Source organism: Klebsiella sp. K4, assembly GCF_014596785.2.
Lineage (GTDB): Bacteria > Pseudomonadota > Gammaproteobacteria > Enterobacterales > Enterobacteriaceae > Klebsiella > Klebsiella pneumoniae.
In genome coordinates, this window is the sequence record NZ_CP115021.1 from 47,006 (window position 1) to 63,824 (window position 16,819).

Genomic DNA, 16,819 nt, shown 5'->3' on the forward strand with positions numbered 1-16,819 from the left:
GATGTTGATGAAAACCACCGTCACTTCTTCCCCGTCGCTGGCGGGGACGTCCGGGATCACCCTGGACTCGCTGCGCGTTTCATACCACGGCAACGTGGTCTTAAAACCGCTGTCATTGACCATTGAGCCCGGTGAGGTGCTGGCGCTGATTGGCCCTTCCGGTTCCGGGAAAACCACGGTGCTGCGGGCGATTGCCGGTTTTGTGCAACCGGCTGGCGGGCGGATCCTGATCGGCGATACGGACGTCACCCAGCTGCCGCCGTACAAACGCGAGCTGGCGATGGTGGTGCAGAACTACGCGCTGTTTCCGCATATGAAGGTGGAAGATAACGTTGCTTTCGGCCTGCGGGCGCAAAAGCAGCCCAGGGGGCTTATCGCCGAGCGGGTGACTGAAGCCTTAAAAATCGTCGGCATGGCGGATTACGCCACCCGCTACCCGCATCAGCTTTCTGGCGGCCAGCAGCAGCGCGTGGCGATAGCCCGCGCGATTGCCGTGCGTCCTCGGGTGCTATTGCTTGATGAACCGCTGTCGGCGCTGGATGCGCAAATTCGCCATAACATGGTGGAAGAGATTGCCCGCCTGCATCGCGAACTGCCGGAGCTCACCATCCTCTACGTCACCCACGATCAGACCGAAGCGCTGACCCTGGCGGACAAAATCGGCATCATGAAAGACGGGTCGCTGATCGCCCACGGTGAAACGCACGAGCTGTACCACTATCCGCCGAACCGCTTTAGCGCCGAATTCCTCGGCCGCGCCAATATCCTGCAGGCGACGGCGCTGAAAGACAGCCCCGAGCCGGGGCTGGTTAGCGTAAGCTGCGGCGGCGGCCTGATTAACGCCTTCAGCCGGGGCGGCCTGCATGGCAACAAAAAGCTGTTATGCATTCGCCCGCAGCACATGAGCCTGGCGCCGCGATCGGCAACCAGTAATCGTCTCAATGCTACCCTGACCTCGGTACACTGGCAGGGCGATCTGACGCATCTGCTGTGCGATGTTGCCGGCGAAGCGGTGCGGATCGTCATGACTCAGGTCAACCCACTGCCGCGCGCGGGGGACAAGCTGGCGCTCTACTTCGAACCTGGCGATGCGGTTCTGATCGAGGTGCAATGATGGCGCAAACCCTCACGCTTGCGCGTCCGGCGCGAAACCTACGCCCTTACCTGTGGCTGGCGTTGCCGCTGCTGGTGCTGGCGACGCTGTTTTTCTATCCGCTGCTGCTGATCGCCGAACAGGCGCTGCGCGACGCCAGCGGCAACCTGAGCCTCGAGACCTTCTGGCAAGTGATTGACTCAAAACGCTTTATTGGCGCGTTGCTCAATACCTTACAGATTGCGGTGTTCGCTACCCTTGGCTGTCTGGTGCTCGGCAGCGTGCTGGCGCTGATTCTGGTGTTTATTCCGTTTCCCGGCAGCCAACTGGTGAGCCGGGTCATTGATACTTTTATTGCGCTGCCGACCTTTCTTATCACTCTCGCGTTCACCTTTATTTACGGCTCGGCGGGGCTGCTCAACGGCACCCTGATGGCGCTGTTTGCTTTTGAACTGCCGCCGGTAGACTTCCTCTATTCGATTAACGGCGTGATTCTGGCGGAGATTACCGTCTTTACGCCGCTGGTGATGCGTCCGCTGATGGCGGGATTGCGGCAGATAGATAAGAGCCAGCTGGAAGCGGCGAGTATTCTCGGCGCTCATCCGTTACGGGTGATTACCCAGGTTATCTTCCCGGCGGCGCTCCCGGCGCTGATGGCGGGCGGCAGCCTGTGCCTGCTATTGACCACTAACGAGTTCGGGATCGTGCTGTTTATTGGCGCCAAAGGGGTTAATACCCTGCCGATGATGGTCTACAGCAAGGCGATTCTGGAGTCGGATTACAGCGTGGCCTGCATGATTGCGCTGATCAATATTCTGCTGTCGCTGGGGCTGTTTATGCTCTATCGGCTGGCGGCGGCGCGCACTGGCGTAAGGAGTTAACGATGTTGATTTGGTCGCGTAAAGGCCGCGCGGCGGCGGGCGCGCTGGCGGTGACGCTTTTTGCCGGCGTTTTCCTGCTGCCGCTGGCGGTGATTTTACTCTCCAGCCTGAGTAAACAATGGAATGGCCTGCTGCCCACCGGCTTTACCTTTGCCCACTTTGTTAACGCCTTTCGCGGCGCGGCGTGGGATTCGCTGTTTTCGAGCCTGATGGTGGGCTTCTGCGCCAGCCTGCTGGCGCTGCTGTGCGGGATGTGGGCGGCGCTGGCGCTGCGCCAGTATGGCGCGACGCTACAGAAATATCTTGGCCTGGCGTTTTATCTGCCCAGCGCCATCCCCTCGGTTTCCGTCGGGCTGGGCATTCTGGTGGCGTTTAGCCAGGGGCCGCTGCAGATGAACGGCACCTTCTTTATCGTTCTGGCGGCGCACTTCGTGCTGATCTCCGCCTTTACCTTCAGCAACGTAACGACCGGGCTGGCGCGTATTTCCGCTGATATTGAAAACGTCGCCTCCAGCCTGGGCGCTTCGCCGTGGTATCGCCTGCGCCATGTGACACTGCCGCTGATGACGCCGTGGATGATCTCGGCGCTGGCGCTGAGCTTATCGCTGTCGATGGGAGAGCTAGGGGCGACGGTGATGATCTATCCGCCGGGCTGGACGACGCTGCCGGTGACCATTTTCAGCCTCACCGATCGCGGCAATATCGCCGATGGCTCGGCGCTGACCATTGTGCTGGTGGGCGTCACGCTGCTGTTGATGATGAAGCTTGAGCGTATCGCCCGCCGATTAAGCCAGAGATAAAGAATTGATGACGTCACCAGGGCACGGGTCTGACTGCCCGGCGGCGCTGCGCTTGCCGGTCCTGGGGGGGGAGCCCGCAGGAAGGAACGTAGGCCGGATAAGGCATTTATGCCGCCATCCGGCATAAATGGAGCGCACCCGTTGTAGCCCGGCTAAGCGTAGCGCCAGCCGGGAACGCTCCTTCGGCAACGCTATCGCATCAGAACCACGCCTCAAACATCCCGCCGACGTTCAGCGAATCCAGCTGCTGGTCCTGGGTGCCGTTCACCTTCGCGGTATGCTCATTGTCCACCTGGCCGCCGGTGACGTAGAAGCGCAGCATCGGACGGAACTCCGGCCCCATGCCGATGGCGATGTTCTGCGACAGCGTCAGCTTCCAGCCGTGGTTATCCCCGCCCTGGTCGTAATCCACGCGCTGGTAGCCCGCTTCCAGCCAGGTGGAGTGCACGTCGTTCCAGAAGTACATCGGCCGCACGATGGCGCCGTAGTTTTTGCGGTTGTCGGTATTATCTTTGCCGTTGTCGTAGTCATGGAAAGCCAGCAGGTATTCGATCTGCGCCTGCTGGGTGAACTTATGGCTGCCCTCGAAGCTGGCGTAGACCGTGGTCAGGTCGTCGGTTTTGTTGTAGACGCTGTTATCCGAGTTGTCGGAGTAGCGCAGGATCACCTTGTTTACCCCGCTGTCGTTGGTGTGGCTCAGCACCAGCCCGCCCTGCCAGGCTTCGAGACGCGCGTCGCTGTCCACCGCCTTCGAATCAAAGCCGTAGTTGGCGTACACCTCGACGTCGATCGGCCCGGCCTTGATGTTGTGGGTTTTGGTGGTCAGCGCGTAGTGGCCGTTGTCGCCGGTGTCGGAGCTGCCGGTACAGGTGATGCGCGACGGGTTGGTCTCGTCGGCCATCACTTCCGGACTACAGGATTTCACCTGCGAGACCGCCGCCACGTCGAACTGCACGCCGCCGATATCAAAGTTCTTCACCCCGGCGCCCTGGCCGTCGTGGTTCATCCAGAAGTAGTCGTTGATCCCCTGTTGCGGACGCTGGTGGAAGTCGCGGCCGGCCCAGATATAGGCGTTGGGGTTGGATTCCAGCACGTTGGTGACCCCGACGTAGGCCTTCTTCAGGTTAACTTCGTCGCTCCAGTGGTCGAACATCACGTTAAGATCCCAGATAGCCCCCTGCGCGCTTTTGAAGGCCTTGCTGATCTGGAATTCGCCGCCGTTGCTTTCGTTGCCCAGACGGCCGATCGCCGAGGCGCCGTTATAGGAGCCGTCGACGCCGACATATTTCTGGTCGCCGGTCTGGAAGTGGGCGCCATAGCGGGCGTAGCCGCTGAACTTGAGGCCGAACGGAATGGCCATATCCGGCGAGGCGGCGGTGGTTTCCGGGTTAGTAATCACGTCGACCTTTTTGTTGGCCGCGGCGTCGATTTTTGCCTGGCGGTCGGCCAGCGCTTTATCAACGGCTTTGGCGACGATGGCGTCGATCTGTTCCTGCGTAAATTCTTGCGCCATGACAGAAATTGGGCACAGCGCGGCGACCACTGCCATGGCTAAAGGCAGTTTTTTTACAGTATTCATGGTTATCTCGCTTTAATAATTAATATATTTCAGATAATAACCATCCCATTCTGGCTAGAATAAATAGCCAAAATAAGCTGATTTGTTTTTTAGGGTACAGCGACGCCGGAGAATAATATTCTCGCTAACGTTATTCCATATTAATTAACGCTGGTACAGATGGATTAATTCTTCTGAGAACTCGCGGGCCAGCAGCGAATTCATCAAATGATCCTGGGCATGTACCATAATCAGCGTCATGGGCTGACGCGCTTCACCGGCATCCTGCCCGATGAGCTGGGTCTGCATCTGATGCGCCCGGCGGGCGTAACCGTCGGCCTCGTTTAAGAGTAAGCGCGCTTCGTCGATATTTCCGGTTCGGGCCGCATGCAGCGCTTCAAAACATAATGAGCGTGACTGTCCCGCATTAACGATAATTTCCATTACCGCATCTTCTAATTCAATCATGTGTATTCCTGAGGTATTTATTATTTAATAATGCAGTGAAAGTCCATTTTCTGCATTATTACGCTGTCATCTTATTATCTCTCCGGAAGGAGAGGGATTAGCTAACGGTTTCTGCTACCGGAACGCTATTTTTGGCTTTCTCAACTTCGGTTTTCATTAAGGAACGTTCATAAGCGCGCAGGAACGGCAGGTAAATGACCGCCGACATCACCATGCAGATGAGACACATCACCACCGGGCTCAGGGTCCAATTAGCCGCCCACGACGCGCCAATTGGGGCCGGCGTAGTCCACGGCGTCAGCGACACCACCTGGCTCAGCCAGCCAAGACGCGTCGCGCCGTAAGCCAGCACCGCGTTGACCATCGGTACGCAGACGAAGGGGATAAACATCATCGGGTTCATGATGATCGGCGCTCCGAACAGAATCGGCTCGTTGATATTAAAGAAGCTCGGCACGATGCCCATCTTGCCGATGGTGCGCAGATGGGTGGCCCGGCTACGCAGCAGCAGGAAGGCCAGCGGCAGGGTAGAACCGACGCCGCCAATCAGCAGATAGTGATCCCAGAAGCCCTGCAGGTAGACGTGCGGCAGTACCGTGCCAGCCGCCAGCGCCGCCTGGTTTGCCGACAGGTTGGCCATCCAGAACGGGTTCATAATGCCGGTAACAATCAGCGAGCCGTGGATACCGGCGAACCAGAAAATCTGGCACATCAGAACAGAGAGCAAAATCGCCGGCAGCGAGTCGGAGGCGGAAACCAGCGGCTCCAGCAGATGCATGATCGCCTGCGGCAGGATCATCCCGGTCTGCGCTTCGATAAACAGATTCAGCGGATGCAGAGTCGCAATAACCACCAGCACCGGGATCAGGATTTCAAACGAACGGGCGACGCCGGTGGGGACCTCTTTCGGCAGACGAATCGTAATGTTGTTTTGCTTCAGCCACGCGTAAACGCGGGTGGAGTAGATGGCGGTGATCAGCGCGGTGAAAATGCCCTGACCGGACAGATACTGAGTGGAAATTTTGCCATCGGCATAGGGCGCGGCGACCAGCAGGAAAGCCATAAACGCCAGCAGACCGGACATCACCGGATCGAGCTGAAACTGACGACCGAGGCTGGCGCCAATGCCGACCGAGATAAAGAAGGTCATCACGCCCATGCTGAGGTTAAACGGCAGCATCAGCTGTTCGCGGTAATGCTGGGAGAAATCAAGCCAGCCGCGGGCAAAGCCGTTGGTGGTATCGGGTGAAAACGGCGGAAAGATAAATACCAGCATGAAAGAGCCGATGATCATAAACGGCAAGGCGGCAGTGAAGCCATCGCGGATAGCGATAACGTATTTCTGCTGCCCAAGGCGTCCTGCCAGCGGAGTAATAGATTGCTCGATCACGGCAATCATGGACTGATACAGAGAACTCATTTCAACACCTCTCAGTGCGCCGCTGGGATCAGCGACAGAGCATAATTCAGGACGTTGTCTCCCCGCTGCATACCGTAGTCCATCGTATCGATGGGCTGAACGGGAATGTTCAGGGAAGCCGCTTTGTCAGACAGGGTTTTCAACATGTATTTCACCTGGGGGCCAAGCAAAACCACCTGATACTGCGGAAACTGCATGTCAAATTCGGAAACGCCATAGGCGTCAATCTGCACCGGCAGGTCACGTTCATTCGCCGCCTCAACCATCTTTCTGACCAGCAGACTGGTGGACATCCCGGCAGAGCAGCACAGCATAATCTTGTACATCGACGACCATCCTCAAAATGTAAAAAGTTATTGCGTGGGTGATTTGATATCAGACGGAAACCGGTTTCCATTTATAAAAAGCAGAACTGTGATAGTGGTCAAGATCTCCTGCTTATAGGGCGGATTTATTGGATTTCGCTCACATTATTCTGTCGATTTGGCGATGTTTTGCGCTGAAATGGAAAATCGGTTTCCAAAGAAATGGCGAAATGGATATACTGCGCTGGTCACAATTGAAGCGATTCAGGTTTACAGGATTTTGGCGGGACGCGGCGCCCGCGCAGGGGAAAATGATGTCGACAATCAATGATGTTTCACGACTTGCCGGGGTTTCCAAAGCCACGGTGTCGCGAGTGTTGAGCGGCTCACGTGGCGTGAAGGAAGCCAGTCGTCAGGCGGTGCTGCAGGCGGCGGAAGCGCTCAATTACCGGCCAAACATGATAGCCCAGTCGTTGCTCAGCCAGTCCACCGGCTGCATCGGCGTCATCTGCGCCCAGGACAACATCAACCAAACCACCAGCTATCTCTACGCCCTGGAAAAACAGCTCAGCCAGCACCAGAAACACCTGCTGCTGCGCTTCGCCAACACCAGCCACGGCGTGATGAACTCTCTAGAGGAGTTGACCTGCGGGCTGTGCGATAACGTGCTAATCATCGGCGCGCGTTTTCCTCTGAATATTAACCGCCCGGACGTGGTGCTGGTGGACTGCCTCGATAGCGAAGGCGACAACAGTATTCAGTTCGATCATGCTTTCGCCGCCGAAACCGCCTGTCACTATCTGATTAGCCAGGGGAGACGGCAGATTGCACTGATTCATCCGCAGAGCAGCGGCTTTGCCGACCAGGTGCTGCTGGGCTACAAGCACGCGCTGGAAAAAAACTTTTTGCCGTTTAATCGCAACCTGGTGTTTCTGGATAACACCTCGCCGTCGGTGGCGGTGCAGGAGCTGGTCAATAACGCCACGACGCTGAACTTTAACGCGCTGCTGGTGAGCGATGAACAGCAGGCGCAGCGCGTGGTGCCGCAGCTGCAGGCGTTTAACCGCGCCGTTCCGCAAAATGTCATGGTGTTTAGCCTCGCCGGATCGTTACAGCTGCCCGGTATCCCGACTATCCCGGCGATTGAATATTCCATGGACGCGATGGCGTCGCGGATCGTCAACTGGCTGACCGAGAAAACGGACAACCCGGGCGGCAGCCCGCTGCGCGGCGATTTAATTATTCCGAAGCACTAAACGCTGCTCTTGCCCTGACCCGCCGCCGTTGGCTGCGGGTTTTTTGCTGGCTGGTTTTTGTCGTATCCCTCACATTATAAATAAAACTCATATCTGACGCCGGGTTTTCGAACCGGACAGCCTGCGTGACCTGCCTTAAGTTGAGTACGAAAGTTCCACTCAAAAAACACTAACCAGAACATTCGTACCGCCTGCTTGAGGAAGTCACCCTATGAATCACACGAACGTTGTCGATGTGAAAGCGTGGATAGATGCCCGTCCGGTCTCGCGCTTTCAATGGAACGTGCTGCTACTCTGTTTCATCATCATTATGCTGGATGGTTATGACGCTGCGGTGATGGGCTTTGTCGCCCCGGCGCTCATTGAGGACTGGGGCATCAGCCGGGCTGAAATGGGGCCGATACTCGGGGCGGCCATGTTCGGCGTCGCCATCGGCGCCCTGGTGGCGGGCCCGCTTTCTGACCGCTACGGCCGAAAACGCATTTTACTCTGGTCGGTGGCGCTGTTTGCGCTGTTCAGCCTGGCCGGCGCCGTGGCGCAAAGCCCATCACAGCTGGCGCTGATGCGTTTTCTCACCGGCCTTGGACTTGGCGCCGTGATGCCCAACTGCGTCACGCTGGTGGCGGAATATATGCCGGAGCGGCGTAAAGGGGTGATGATCACCCTGATGTACAGCGGTTTTAACGTGGGTTCCGGCCTCGGCGGCTTTATCGCCGCCGGGTTGTTATCGCATTACAGCTGGCACTCGGCGCTGATTTTTGGCGGCGTGCTGCCGCTCGTGGTGCTCCCCTTTATGATCGTGATGTTGCCGGAGTCGGCGATGAACATGGTGGCGCGCCGACTACCGGGCGAGCAGATCGCCAGGGCGCTTAACCGGCTTGGGGGCCAGTTTACGGCTGAAACCGTTTTCCAGCTCAATGCACCGCCCATCACGCGGAGCAGCAAAGTGGCACAGCTGTTCCGGCATGGTTATGCCCGCGGCACGGTAGCGCTGTGGTTAACCTATTTTATGGGGCTGTTCGTGATTTACCTGCTGAACGGCTGGCTGCCAACCATTCTCCGCTCCGGTGGGCTGTCGCTGCAGCAGGCGGCGATGATGACCGGTTTGTTCCAGCTCGGCGGCCCGCTGGGCGGGATCCTTGTCGGGATGCTGATGGATCGTGCTTCGGCGAAAGCGGTGATTGCGGCAACCTATTTCCTCGGCTGCCTGTGCCTGTTGTCCCAGGGGTTGATGGATTTCGGTTCGGCGGCGCTGTCGGTGCTGATTTTCATCAGCGGGATGTGCATTAACGGCGCGCAGAACGGTCTGCAGGCCTATTCGCCAGCCTATTATCAAACCGAGATCCGCGCTACCGGTGTCAGCTGGATGCATGGTATCGGCCGTACCGGGGCTATTCTCAGCTCCACGCTGGGCGGGATGCTGATGCTGGCTGTGCCGGGACACTCGTCGATCTTTTTGGTGCTTGCGCTGCCGGCCTGCCTGGCGGGGATTTGTATTTTGTTGCACCGTATGAATCACGCTAAGCCTCGACTCACAGAGGCAGAACTGGACGCTTTGTCATCCCCCCTGGAACACCGATAAGTGGAGTTATCTGATGGCTAACATTCTCGGCGGTATCGCCGTCTCTCATACCCCGACTATCGGCTTCGCGGTCGATCATCATAAACAGCAGGACCCGGCGTGGGCGCCGATCTTCCAGAGCTTCGAACCGCTGCAGCGCTGGCTGGAGGAGAAAAAACCGGATGCGCTGGTGTACATCTTTAATGACCATGTGACCGCCTTTTTCTTCGATCACTATTCGACTTTTACGCTGGGAATCGACAGTCACTATGACGTTGCCGATGAGGGCGGCGGACCGCGCTGCCTGCCGCCGGTCCAGGGCAACGCGGCGCTCTCAAGGCACATTGGCGCCAGCCTGATGGCCGATGAGTTTGATATGTCGTTCTTTATGGATAAAAAGCTCGACCACGGCCTTTTCTCGCCGCTTTCGGCGCTGTTGCCCTGGGATGAAGCGCAGGGATGGCCGACGGCGGTGATCCCGTTACAGATCGGCGTGCTGCAATTTCCGGTACCGAGCGCGCGCCGTTGTTACAAACTCGGCCAGGCGCTGCGCCGGGCGATTGAAAGTTTCCCGGAAGATATCAATGTGGCGATTGTCGCGACCGGCGGCCTTTCGCATCAGGTTCATGGCGAGCGCTGCGGATTTAATAATCCCGACTGGGATGCCCAGTTTGTTGACATGCTGGTTAATGATCCGGAAAAGCTCACCGAAATGACCCTTGGCGAATATGCCGAGCTGGGGGGGATGGAGGGGTCCGAAGTGATCATGTGGCTGGTGATGCGCGGCGCGCTATCAGCCAATGTCACCGAAACCTGGCGCGACTATTACCTGCCGTCGATGACCGGTATCGCCACGCTGATCCTTGAGAACAATGCGCGCCTGCCCCCCGTCGATACCCTGACGCGCCATCGCCAGCATATGGCGCAGCAGCTGGCCGGGGTGGAGAAACTGCCGGGAACCTATCCTTTTACCCACGAGCGCAGCCTGAATGGGCTGCGGCTTAACCGTTTCCTGCATCGGCTGATTGAGCCTGCCTGGCGCGAACGTTTTCTGCAGTCGCCTCAGTCGCTTTATACCGAAGCCGGACTGAGTGAGGAGGAACAGCAACTGCTTAACGCGCGCGACTGGCGGGGATTGATTCAGTATGGCGCCAGCTTCTTCCTGCTGGAGAAAATGGGCGCGGTGGTCGGCGTATCCAACCTGCATATTTACGCCGCGATGCGCGGGCAGACGCTGGAAGCATTTCAGCAAACGCGCAATCAGCAGGTAACCTACTCGGTGGCGGGTAAACGTTAAGCGGTTCTGTCCTGAACCTGCTGATAAATAAAACGCAACAGCGCTTGCGTCGCCGGGGAGGGCAGGCTGCCGGCGCGAAACGTCAGCCCGATACGCCGGGTGGTATCGGGCAGGGGGACCGGCAACACGCTGAGCAGCCCATTGTCTGTCTCAAAACGCATCTGGCTGGCGGAGACCGCCGCCAGCATGTCGGAGTCCTGCAGCAATCCTCGCACCATCGCCGCATCCCCGGTCTCCACCGTCGGCTGGGGCAGCGGCAGCCCCAGGGTGACAAACGCCTTATCCAGCAAATGGCGCGCCGGCGCGTTGGCGCGCGGCAGCACCCATTGCGCGGTCGCCAGCTGGCTGCGCGGATCCGGATGGCGCAGCAGCGGGTGGTTATTACGCAGTAAAATCAACATATCCTCTTCGAATAACGCTTCGCTACAGAGGTCCGGGAGATCTTCATCCTGGCGCAGGGCGCCGATAATAAAATCGATATTACCTGCCCGCATATCGGCGACCAGCGACTCATACGGGCTTTCATTGGTCATGAGGGTGATGCCCGGGTGCTGGGCCAGAAAGGCGGCGATGGCGGAGGGCAGTAGCCGGGTCCGGCTCAGCGGCAGGGCGCCAATGCGCACGCTACCCTCCAGCACCCCGCGACGGGCGGCGAGATCGCTCCAGATGTTTTCCAGCTCGTTGAGCGCTCTGCTCACCGGGGGATAGAGTAGCTCTGCGGCAGGCGTGGGACGCACCCCCTCTGGCGTCCGGCGAAATAGCGCCGAATCCGCTCCTTTTTCCAGGACCTTCAGCGCGGCACTGACCGCCGGCTGAGTGATCCCCAACTGTTGCGCGACGGTTTGGGTATGGTTGACGTGATAGAGCTGAATAAAAATGGCTAAGCGGCGGGTATTGAACAGCCAGCCGGCGTCCGCCAGCGGGCCGCTGCTGCGGGTATGGTGCTTCTGCAGCAGCGCCGGGATGGCCTGCAGGTCGTCAATCGCCCGCCGGGCGCGCGGCAGGATGCACTTGCCATACTCGGTGGGCACCATGCCGCTGTAATGGCGTTCGAACAGCGTGACGTTCAACGCGGCTTCAAGATCGCGAATAGCCCGGGTTATCGCTGACTGCGTGCGGAATAAGTCATCGGCCGCGCGTGAGACGCTACCGCGCAGCGCGACCTGACAGAAAAAGCGCAGCTGCATGATATTTATAATTTTATCGTGCTTTCTCTTTAGCATTGTTCGTCAGGCCTGAAAAAGTGAGTGAGACGACAACATAAATAAAAATCATAGCCTTCGCAAGTTAACGAATTACCTCCCCACGACGGGACATGACAAGCTGAAAAAAACAACAGAGGAAGCCATCATGTCTCATCCGGTTAGCGAAAAAAGTGCCCTTGTCGTCAGCGCCCACTCGGCCGATTTCGTCTGGCGCGCGGGCGGTGCGATAGCGCTGCATGCCCTGCAGGGCTATCAGGTCCATGTGGTCTGTTTATCCTTTGGCGAGCGCGGCGAGTCCGCCAAACTGTGGCGTAAAGGCAACATGACCGAGGAGGCGGTGAAGCAGGTGCGTCGCGAAGAGGCCCAGGCCGCCGCCGCGATCCTGGGCGCCAGCGTCGAATTCTTTGATATCGGCGATTATCCGCTGCGCGCCGATAAAGAGACGCTATTTCGTCTGGCGGATGTGTATCGCCGTATCCAGCCCCACTTTGTCCTGACGCACTCCCTGCACGATCCCTATAACTACGATCACCCCCTGGCCTCCCATCTGGCGCAGGAAGCGCGGATTATCGCCCAGGCAGAGGGCTATCGCCCCGGTGAGAAAATTGTCGCTGCTCCCCCGGTTTACTGTTTCGAACCGCACCAGCCGGAGCAGTGCAACTGGAAACCCGATGTGTTGCTGGACATCACCGCTGTCTGGGAGAAAAAGTATCAGGCCATTCAGTGCATGCAGGGTCAGGAGCATCTGTGGGAATACTACACCCGCGTGGCGCTGCAGCGCGGGGTGCAGGCCAAGCGCAATATCGGCATCACGGCCGCGCGCGATATCGTTCACGGCGAAGCCTTCCAGAGCATCTTCCCCCGCGTAACGGAGAACCTGGCATGAACCTGTTAAATAAAAAAGGCCTTGTGATCCGCCACCTGCCGCGCCATGACGAGGCGGTTTTGCGCCGCTGTGAGGCGGCCGGGGTGGCGACGCTCCATGAAGCCTGGGATCGTCAGGGGCTGATGGGGCCGGCAATCCGTCCGATTCAGCAGGGCGTCAGCCGGGCGGGCAACGCGGTAACCGTGCTGGTGACGCCTGGCGACAACTGGATGTTTCATGTGGCGGTCGAGCAGTGCCGCGCCGGCGATATTCTGGTGGTGGCCCCGACCTCGCCGTGCGGCGATGGCTTCTTCGGCGATCTACTGGCGACGTCTCTCCAATCGCGCGGCGTGGTCGGGCTGGTGGGCGATATCGGCATTCGTGATTCGCAAACGTTGCGGGAAATGGGATTCGCCGTCTGGTCCCGTCAGGTTTATGCCCAGGGGACGGTGAAAGAGAGCCTCGGTTCGGTTAACGTCCCGGTGATATGCGCAGGTCAGCTTGTACAGCCGGGCGATGTCGTAGTGGCCGACGACGATGGCGTCGTGGTGCTGCCTCACGCCCGGGTCCGTGATGTGCTCCATAAAGCGGAAGCCCGCATGAGCAATGAGCTTGCGAAGCGTGAGCGGATGCGCAATGGCGAGCTGGGGCTGGATATTTACGCTATGCGTCCGCGTCTGGCGGAAAAGGGGCTGCGGTATTACGACCGCGCAGACGAGGTGGAGGAATAAATGGCGCAACGCGGAATCCCCTGTCTATGGATGCGCGGCGGCACCTCTAAAGCGGCCTGTTTTCTGGCCGACGATCTGCCTGCCGATCCGGTGCGACGTGATGCGGTGCTGCTGGCGGTGATGGGCTCGCCTGATCCCCGGCAAATTGACGGGATCGGCGGCGCCGATCCGCTGACCAGCAAAGTGGCGATTATCCGCCGCTCCGCACGGCCTGACGCCGATGTGGACTATCTGTTTGCCCAGGTGAACGTGGCGGCGGCTACCGTGGATTATGGCCAAAACTGCGGCAATATTCTCGCCGCCGTTGGCCCTTTCGCCATCGAGCGCGGTCTGGTTCGCCACGATGCGCCGCTCACTCGGGTGCGTATTTTTATGGAGAACACGGGGCAACTGGCGGTGGCAGAGATCCCCTGCGATGCCGACGGGGTTGACTACGTCGGCGAGAGTCGTATCGATGGCGTGCCGGGCAGCGCCAGCCCGATCCTGCTCCATTTTCTTGATGTCGCAGGCTCCAGCTGCGGGGCCCTGCTGCCGACCGGCCGGGTTCGTGACCGTTTTGACGGCGTCGAGGTGACCTGCATCGATAACGGAATGCCGGTGATCCTGCTGCGCGCGTGCGACCTCGGTTGCACCGGCTATGAGACGCGCGAACAGCTGGATAATGACGACGCGCTTAAACGTCGCCTGGAGTCGATTCGCCTGCAGGCCGGGCCGCTGATGCAGCTTGGCGACGTCAGCCAGCGCACGGTGCCCAAGATGACCCTGATCGCCGAGCCGCGACACGGCGGCGCCATCAGCAGCCGCACCTTTATCCCCCACCGCTGCCACGCGTCGATCGGCGTATTTGGCGCGGTGAGCGTGGCCAGCGCTTGTCTGCTCCCCGGCTCTGTCGCGCAGGGCCTGGCGCAGGTAGCGCCAGGCGATACGCCGCTGCTCAGCGTCGAGCATCCGACAGGCGAATTTAGCGTGACGCTTCAGCTTGATGCTGACGGCGCCCTGGCTGGCTGCGGCCTGTTACGCACAGCGCGACTGCTGTTTGCTGGCGAGGTTTTTATTCCGGCCCGCGTCTGGCCGCGTGAGGAGTGATGATGACAATCGCGTTTATTGGTTTTGGCGAGGCGGGTGGCATTCTGGCGGCGGATCTGGCCCGTGAGCATGCGGTGACCATGTGGGATTGCAAGCTCAATGGCCCGGAGCGAGAGGCGATGGGCAAAAAAGCCCGTGATTCGCGCGTTCAGGTGGGAAATTCGCTGGCGCAGGCGCTGGAGGGGGCCACGCTGGTTTTTTCTACTGTGACCGCCGGTGAGGCGCTAAAGGTGGCGCAGCAGGCGGCCGCGCTGCTGCAGCCGGGACAATATTTCCTCGATCTCAACTCCGTGGCGCCGGAGACGAAACGGCAGGCGGCTGAACATTTTCTGCCGGGCGCCTACATTGATGTCGCGGTGATGGCGCCGGTACCGCCGGCCCGATTGCAGACACCGTTATTGATCGGCGGGCCGCAGGCGGAGGCGATCGCGCCGCGTCTGCAGGGGCTGGGGCTGAATGCCCGCTATGGCGCCAGTACGGTGGGCCAGGTGTCGGCGATAAAAATGTGCCGTAGCGTGATGATCAAAGGTCTTGAAGCGCTTACCACAGAATGCCTGTTCGCGGCTCGTGAATACGGCGTTGAGGAGGAGGTGCTTAGCTCCTTGCATCATAGTTTCCCCTCTCTGGGCTGGACAGGCGCGTTCCCCGACTATCTGATCAGCCGGGTGGCGGAACATGGCATTCGGCGCAGCGAAGAGATGGAAGAGGTGGTGAAAACCCTGCGTGACGTGGGGAGCGCCGGGATAATGAGCGAGGCGATCGCGAAAAGCCAGCGCCAGCTGCCGGAGCAGATGGCCGCCCGTAGCCTGAGCTACAGGCAGCTTACGCCGTTTGACTGGAAAACGCTGGTCGCGAGGCTGAAATAACCGCTATTTGGCCGGACAGACGATTTTGTCGATTGCGGCCTGGTAGCTTTTCTGGTTATTGCGTTCCTTCGCCAGCGTTGCTTCGCGGACCGCGTTCTTGTTACCGTCGGTCGCCAGCACTTTATTGGCAAAATCGTTGTCGCTGAGGTGGCTTGCTGGCGCGCATTTTTCCTTCACCGCTTTGAGCACCTGCTGTTTTTGCTGCTCGAACTGCAGGCTTTGCAGCGGTGATTCGGCCCACGCCGACGTGGCGCTCAGGGCGGTGACCAGGCATACCATCCAACATGCTTTCATCAGGCTTCTCCTTCCGTAATCGCTTCCGTCAACTATATGCGCAGGCGGGAAAACACGCAAATAGTGGTCAGTTTAACTTATTGAAAATGCGCTTTTTCTCGCCTGCTCAGGCGGCTCTCACCCGCCGCCGCGAGTCGATGGCGATCAGCACCACCGACGCGAGGATCAGCAGAGTGCCCAGCCAGTCCGGCAGCGTGAAGGTGATCCCCAGCAGCAGGAGCGATAGCAGGGCGCTGCTCAGCGGTTCGGCGCAGCTGAGGATCCCGGCCTTTGCGCCGCCAATCTTCTGCGCGCCGTTGAGATAGAGGCTGAAGGTCAGCGAAGTACCGATCACCACCAGGTAGAAAAAAGCTAACAGCAGGCTGCCGTTAACCACAAAATCGGTGCCCTGGCCGCCGTAAAACGGCAATAGCATCGCGCCGCCGAACAGCATGCTCCAGCCGACGATGGGCAACGTCCCGTAGCGGGCAATCAGCGTTGAAGGATAGGTGGTATAAAAGGCGGCGGCAAACGCCGAGGCGATCCCCCAGAACAGCGCCGCCGGCGAAATCGACAGCGTCGTTGGGTTGCCGTGGGTCACCAGCAGAAAGGTGCCCGCCAGCGAGGTGCAGATAGCCCCCAGCACCAGCGGTGTGGGACGCGCTTTGCGGGCGAGGGCGAACCAGGCGACGATGATCGTCGGCGACAGAAACTGCAGCACCGTGGCCGTGGCGGCATTGGACTTTTCAATGGTCATCAGAAAGGTGAACTGCACGGTTAGCGCGCCAAACAGCGAGAAAAACAGCAGGCTTAGGGCGTCGCGGCGGTTTTGCAGCACGCGGAAAATGCGGTCGCCGTGAACAAAGCCGAGCATCAGCAGGATCAGCCCGGCGAACAGCAGACGCGTCATGGTCAGAAACGGCGACGACATCTGGCTTTCCTGCATAATAAATTGCGCACACACCCCGGAACTGCCCCACAGCACGGCGGCAATCAGTACGTTCAGCATCCCTTTTTTGCTGGAGCCCATCTTTTCCTCAAGCGAAATATGACAAAGGGGAATCATAGCATGCGCGCGCCCGGGCGGCGGGGCAGGAAATGGTAGTCGGGCGCGGCGGCGTAACTATTTTGCAGGCCCGGTAAGGCGAACCCGC

The 16,819-nt window shown here is 59.2% G+C and carries 17 protein-coding genes; 10 read left to right on the forward strand and 7 right to left on the reverse strand.

Translation table 11 applies throughout. The features are described from left to right. Position 1 precedes the first annotated feature (1 nt). The 3 genes from phnT to phnV are packed head-to-tail and all read left to right on the forward strand — an operon-like array spanning position 2 to position 2,774. The gene (phnT, locus tag IB144_RS00245) at positions 2-1,114 is read left to right on the forward strand and encodes a 2-aminoethylphosphonate ABC transport system ATP-binding subunit PhnT (protein ID WP_065888782.1); all 1,113 of its coding nucleotides are present in this window, start codon (positions 2-4) and stop codon (positions 1,112-1,114) included. Further along, complete coding sequence (gene phnU, locus IB144_RS00250) at positions 1,114-1,974, forward strand: 2-aminoethylphosphonate ABC transporter permease subunit (protein WP_002923191.1); 861 nt, start codon at positions 1,114-1,116, stop codon at positions 1,972-1,974. The genes phnT and phnU overlap by 1 nt, the downstream gene beginning before the upstream one ends. A gap of 2 nt (positions 1,975-1,976) precedes the next feature. Beyond that, positions 1,977-2,774, forward strand: a complete 798-nt coding sequence (gene phnV, locus IB144_RS00255; RefSeq protein WP_004145044.1) for a 2-aminoethylphosphonate ABC transport system, membrane component PhnV — start codon at positions 1,977-1,979, stop codon at positions 2,772-2,774. 199 nt (positions 2,775-2,973) lie between these two features. On the opposite strand, the gene IB144_RS00260 is transcribed toward phnV, so the two are convergent. The 4 genes from IB144_RS00260 to IB144_RS00275 all read right to left on the reverse strand — a co-directional run bounded on the left by IB144_RS00260 (position 2,974) and on the right by IB144_RS00275 (position 6,546). Further along, entirely contained in the window at positions 2,974-4,353 is a 1,380-nt protein-coding gene (locus tag IB144_RS00260) for a carbohydrate porin (RefSeq protein ID WP_032422633.1), read from the reverse strand. Between the two features lie 144 nt (positions 4,354-4,497). After that, positions 4,498-4,800, reverse strand: a complete 303-nt coding sequence (locus IB144_RS00265) for a PTS lactose/cellobiose transporter subunit IIA (RefSeq protein WP_002923158.1) — start codon at positions 4,798-4,800, stop codon at positions 4,498-4,500. Between the two features lie 97 nt (positions 4,801-4,897). Beyond that, on the reverse strand, positions 4,898-6,220 hold the full coding sequence (locus tag IB144_RS00270) for a PTS cellobiose transporter subunit IIC (RefSeq protein WP_002923156.1): 1,323 nt from the start codon (positions 6,218-6,220) through the stop codon (positions 4,898-4,900). An 11-nt stretch (positions 6,221-6,231) separates the two neighbouring features. Further along, positions 6,232-6,546 carry a PTS sugar transporter subunit IIB gene (locus tag IB144_RS00275; protein WP_004145041.1) on the reverse strand — a complete coding sequence of 105 codons (315 nt, stop codon included), beginning with the start codon at positions 6,544-6,546 and terminating at the stop codon, positions 6,232-6,234. A gap of 293 nt (positions 6,547-6,839) precedes the next feature. Between IB144_RS00275 and IB144_RS00280 the strand changes: the two genes are divergently transcribed. The 3 genes from IB144_RS00280 (at position 6,840) to IB144_RS00290 (ending at position 10,639) form a co-directional block, all read left to right on the forward strand. Further along, positions 6,840-7,781, forward strand: coding sequence for a LacI family DNA-binding transcriptional regulator (locus tag IB144_RS00280; protein ID WP_002923154.1), 942 nt, complete (start codon positions 6,840-6,842; stop codon positions 7,779-7,781). Between the two features lie 211 nt (positions 7,782-7,992). After that, on the forward strand, positions 7,993-9,363 hold the full coding sequence (locus tag IB144_RS00285) for an aromatic acid/H+ symport family MFS transporter (RefSeq protein ID WP_065888728.1): 1,371 nt from the start codon (positions 7,993-7,995) through the stop codon (positions 9,361-9,363). A gap of 13 nt (positions 9,364-9,376) precedes the next feature. Further along, positions 9,377-10,639, forward strand: coding sequence for a gallate dioxygenase (locus IB144_RS00290; RefSeq protein ID WP_065888727.1), 1,263 nt, complete (start codon positions 9,377-9,379; stop codon positions 10,637-10,639). Here IB144_RS00290 and IB144_RS00295 read toward each other — a convergent pair. Continuing rightward, positions 10,636-11,862 carry a LysR family transcriptional regulator gene (locus IB144_RS00295; protein WP_065888726.1) on the reverse strand — a complete coding sequence of 409 codons (1,227 nt, stop codon included), beginning with the start codon at positions 11,860-11,862 and terminating at the stop codon, positions 10,636-10,638. The two genes, IB144_RS00290 and IB144_RS00295, sit on opposite strands and share 4 nt — an antisense overlap. A 127-nt stretch (positions 11,863-11,989) precedes the next feature. Here IB144_RS00295 and galB point away from each other — a divergent pair, with 127 nt between their 5' ends. From galB to IB144_RS00315, 4 genes are read left to right on the forward strand one after another with little or no spacing between them, the layout of a single operon-like run. Continuing rightward, on the forward strand, positions 11,990-12,730 hold the full coding sequence (galB, locus tag IB144_RS00300; protein WP_002923146.1) for a 4-oxalmesaconate hydratase: 741 nt from the start codon (positions 11,990-11,992) through the stop codon (positions 12,728-12,730). Next, entirely contained in the window at positions 12,727-13,440 is a 714-nt protein-coding gene (locus IB144_RS00305; protein ID WP_004145036.1) for a 4-carboxy-4-hydroxy-2-oxoadipate aldolase/oxaloacetate decarboxylase, read from the forward strand. The genes galB and IB144_RS00305 overlap by 4 nt, the downstream gene beginning before the upstream one ends. Further along, positions 13,441-14,526, forward strand: coding sequence for a 4-oxalomesaconate tautomerase (locus IB144_RS00310; RefSeq protein ID WP_004186236.1), 1,086 nt, complete (start codon positions 13,441-13,443; stop codon positions 14,524-14,526). A 2-nt stretch (positions 14,527-14,528) separates the two neighbouring features. Beyond that, complete coding sequence (locus tag IB144_RS00315; RefSeq protein WP_029602569.1) at positions 14,529-15,392, forward strand: NAD(P)-dependent oxidoreductase; 864 nt, start codon at positions 14,529-14,531, stop codon at positions 15,390-15,392. Between the two features lie 3 nt (positions 15,393-15,395). Here the strand turns inward: IB144_RS00315 and IB144_RS00320 are convergent, their stop codons facing one another. After that, positions 15,396-15,686, reverse strand: a complete 291-nt coding sequence (locus tag IB144_RS00320; RefSeq protein WP_002923120.1) for a YicS family protein — start codon at positions 15,684-15,686, stop codon at positions 15,396-15,398. A 106-nt stretch (positions 15,687-15,792) separates the two neighbouring features. After that, on the reverse strand, positions 15,793-16,695 hold the full coding sequence (locus IB144_RS00325) for a DMT family transporter (protein ID WP_002923118.1): 903 nt from the start codon (positions 16,693-16,695) through the stop codon (positions 15,793-15,795). Positions 16,696-16,819 lie beyond the last annotated feature (124 nt).

Excerpts from the sequence above, each read along its gene's own strand:
- phnT (WP_065888782.1), top strand. The coding sequence starts at position 2 with ATGTTGATGAAAACCACCGTCACTTCTTCCCCGTCGCTGGCGGGGACG.
- phnU (WP_002923191.1), top strand. The coding sequence starts at position 1,114 with ATGGCGCAAACCCTCACGCTTGCGCGTCCGGCGCGAAACCTACGCCCT.
- phnV (WP_004145044.1), top strand. The coding sequence starts at position 1,977 with ATGTTGATTTGGTCGCGTAAAGGCCGCGCGGCGGCGGGCGCGCTGGCG.
- IB144_RS00260 (WP_032422633.1), bottom strand. The coding sequence starts at position 4,353 with ATGAATACTGTAAAAAAACTGCCTTTAGCCATGGCAGTGGTCGCCGCG.
- IB144_RS00265 (WP_002923158.1), bottom strand. The coding sequence starts at position 4,800 with ATGATTGAATTAGAAGATGCGGTAATGGAAATTATCGTTAATGCGGGA.
- IB144_RS00270 (WP_002923156.1), bottom strand. The coding sequence starts at position 6,220 with ATGAGTTCTCTGTATCAGTCCATGATTGCCGTGATCGAGCAATCTATT.
- IB144_RS00275 (WP_004145041.1), bottom strand. The coding sequence starts at position 6,546 with ATGTACAAGATTATGCTGTGCTGCTCTGCCGGGATGTCCACCAGTCTG.
- IB144_RS00280 (WP_002923154.1), top strand. The coding sequence starts at position 6,840 with ATGTCGACAATCAATGATGTTTCACGACTTGCCGGGGTTTCCAAAGCC.
- IB144_RS00285 (WP_065888728.1), top strand. The coding sequence starts at position 7,993 with ATGAATCACACGAACGTTGTCGATGTGAAAGCGTGGATAGATGCCCGT.
- IB144_RS00290 (WP_065888727.1), top strand. The coding sequence starts at position 9,377 with ATGGCTAACATTCTCGGCGGTATCGCCGTCTCTCATACCCCGACTATC.
- IB144_RS00295 (WP_065888726.1), bottom strand. The coding sequence starts at position 11,862 with ATGCTAAAGAGAAAGCACGATAAAATTATAAATATCATGCAGCTGCGC.
- galB (WP_002923146.1), top strand. The coding sequence starts at position 11,990 with ATGTCTCATCCGGTTAGCGAAAAAAGTGCCCTTGTCGTCAGCGCCCAC.
- IB144_RS00305 (WP_004145036.1), top strand. The coding sequence starts at position 12,727 with ATGAACCTGTTAAATAAAAAAGGCCTTGTGATCCGCCACCTGCCGCGC.
- IB144_RS00310 (WP_004186236.1), top strand. The coding sequence starts at position 13,441 with ATGGCGCAACGCGGAATCCCCTGTCTATGGATGCGCGGCGGCACCTCT.
- IB144_RS00315 (WP_029602569.1), top strand. The coding sequence starts at position 14,529 with ATGACAATCGCGTTTATTGGTTTTGGCGAGGCGGGTGGCATTCTGGCG.
- IB144_RS00320 (WP_002923120.1), bottom strand. The coding sequence starts at position 15,686 with ATGAAAGCATGTTGGATGGTATGCCTGGTCACCGCCCTGAGCGCCACG.
- IB144_RS00325 (WP_002923118.1), bottom strand. The coding sequence starts at position 16,695 with ATGGGCTCCAGCAAAAAAGGGATGCTGAACGTACTGATTGCCGCCGTG.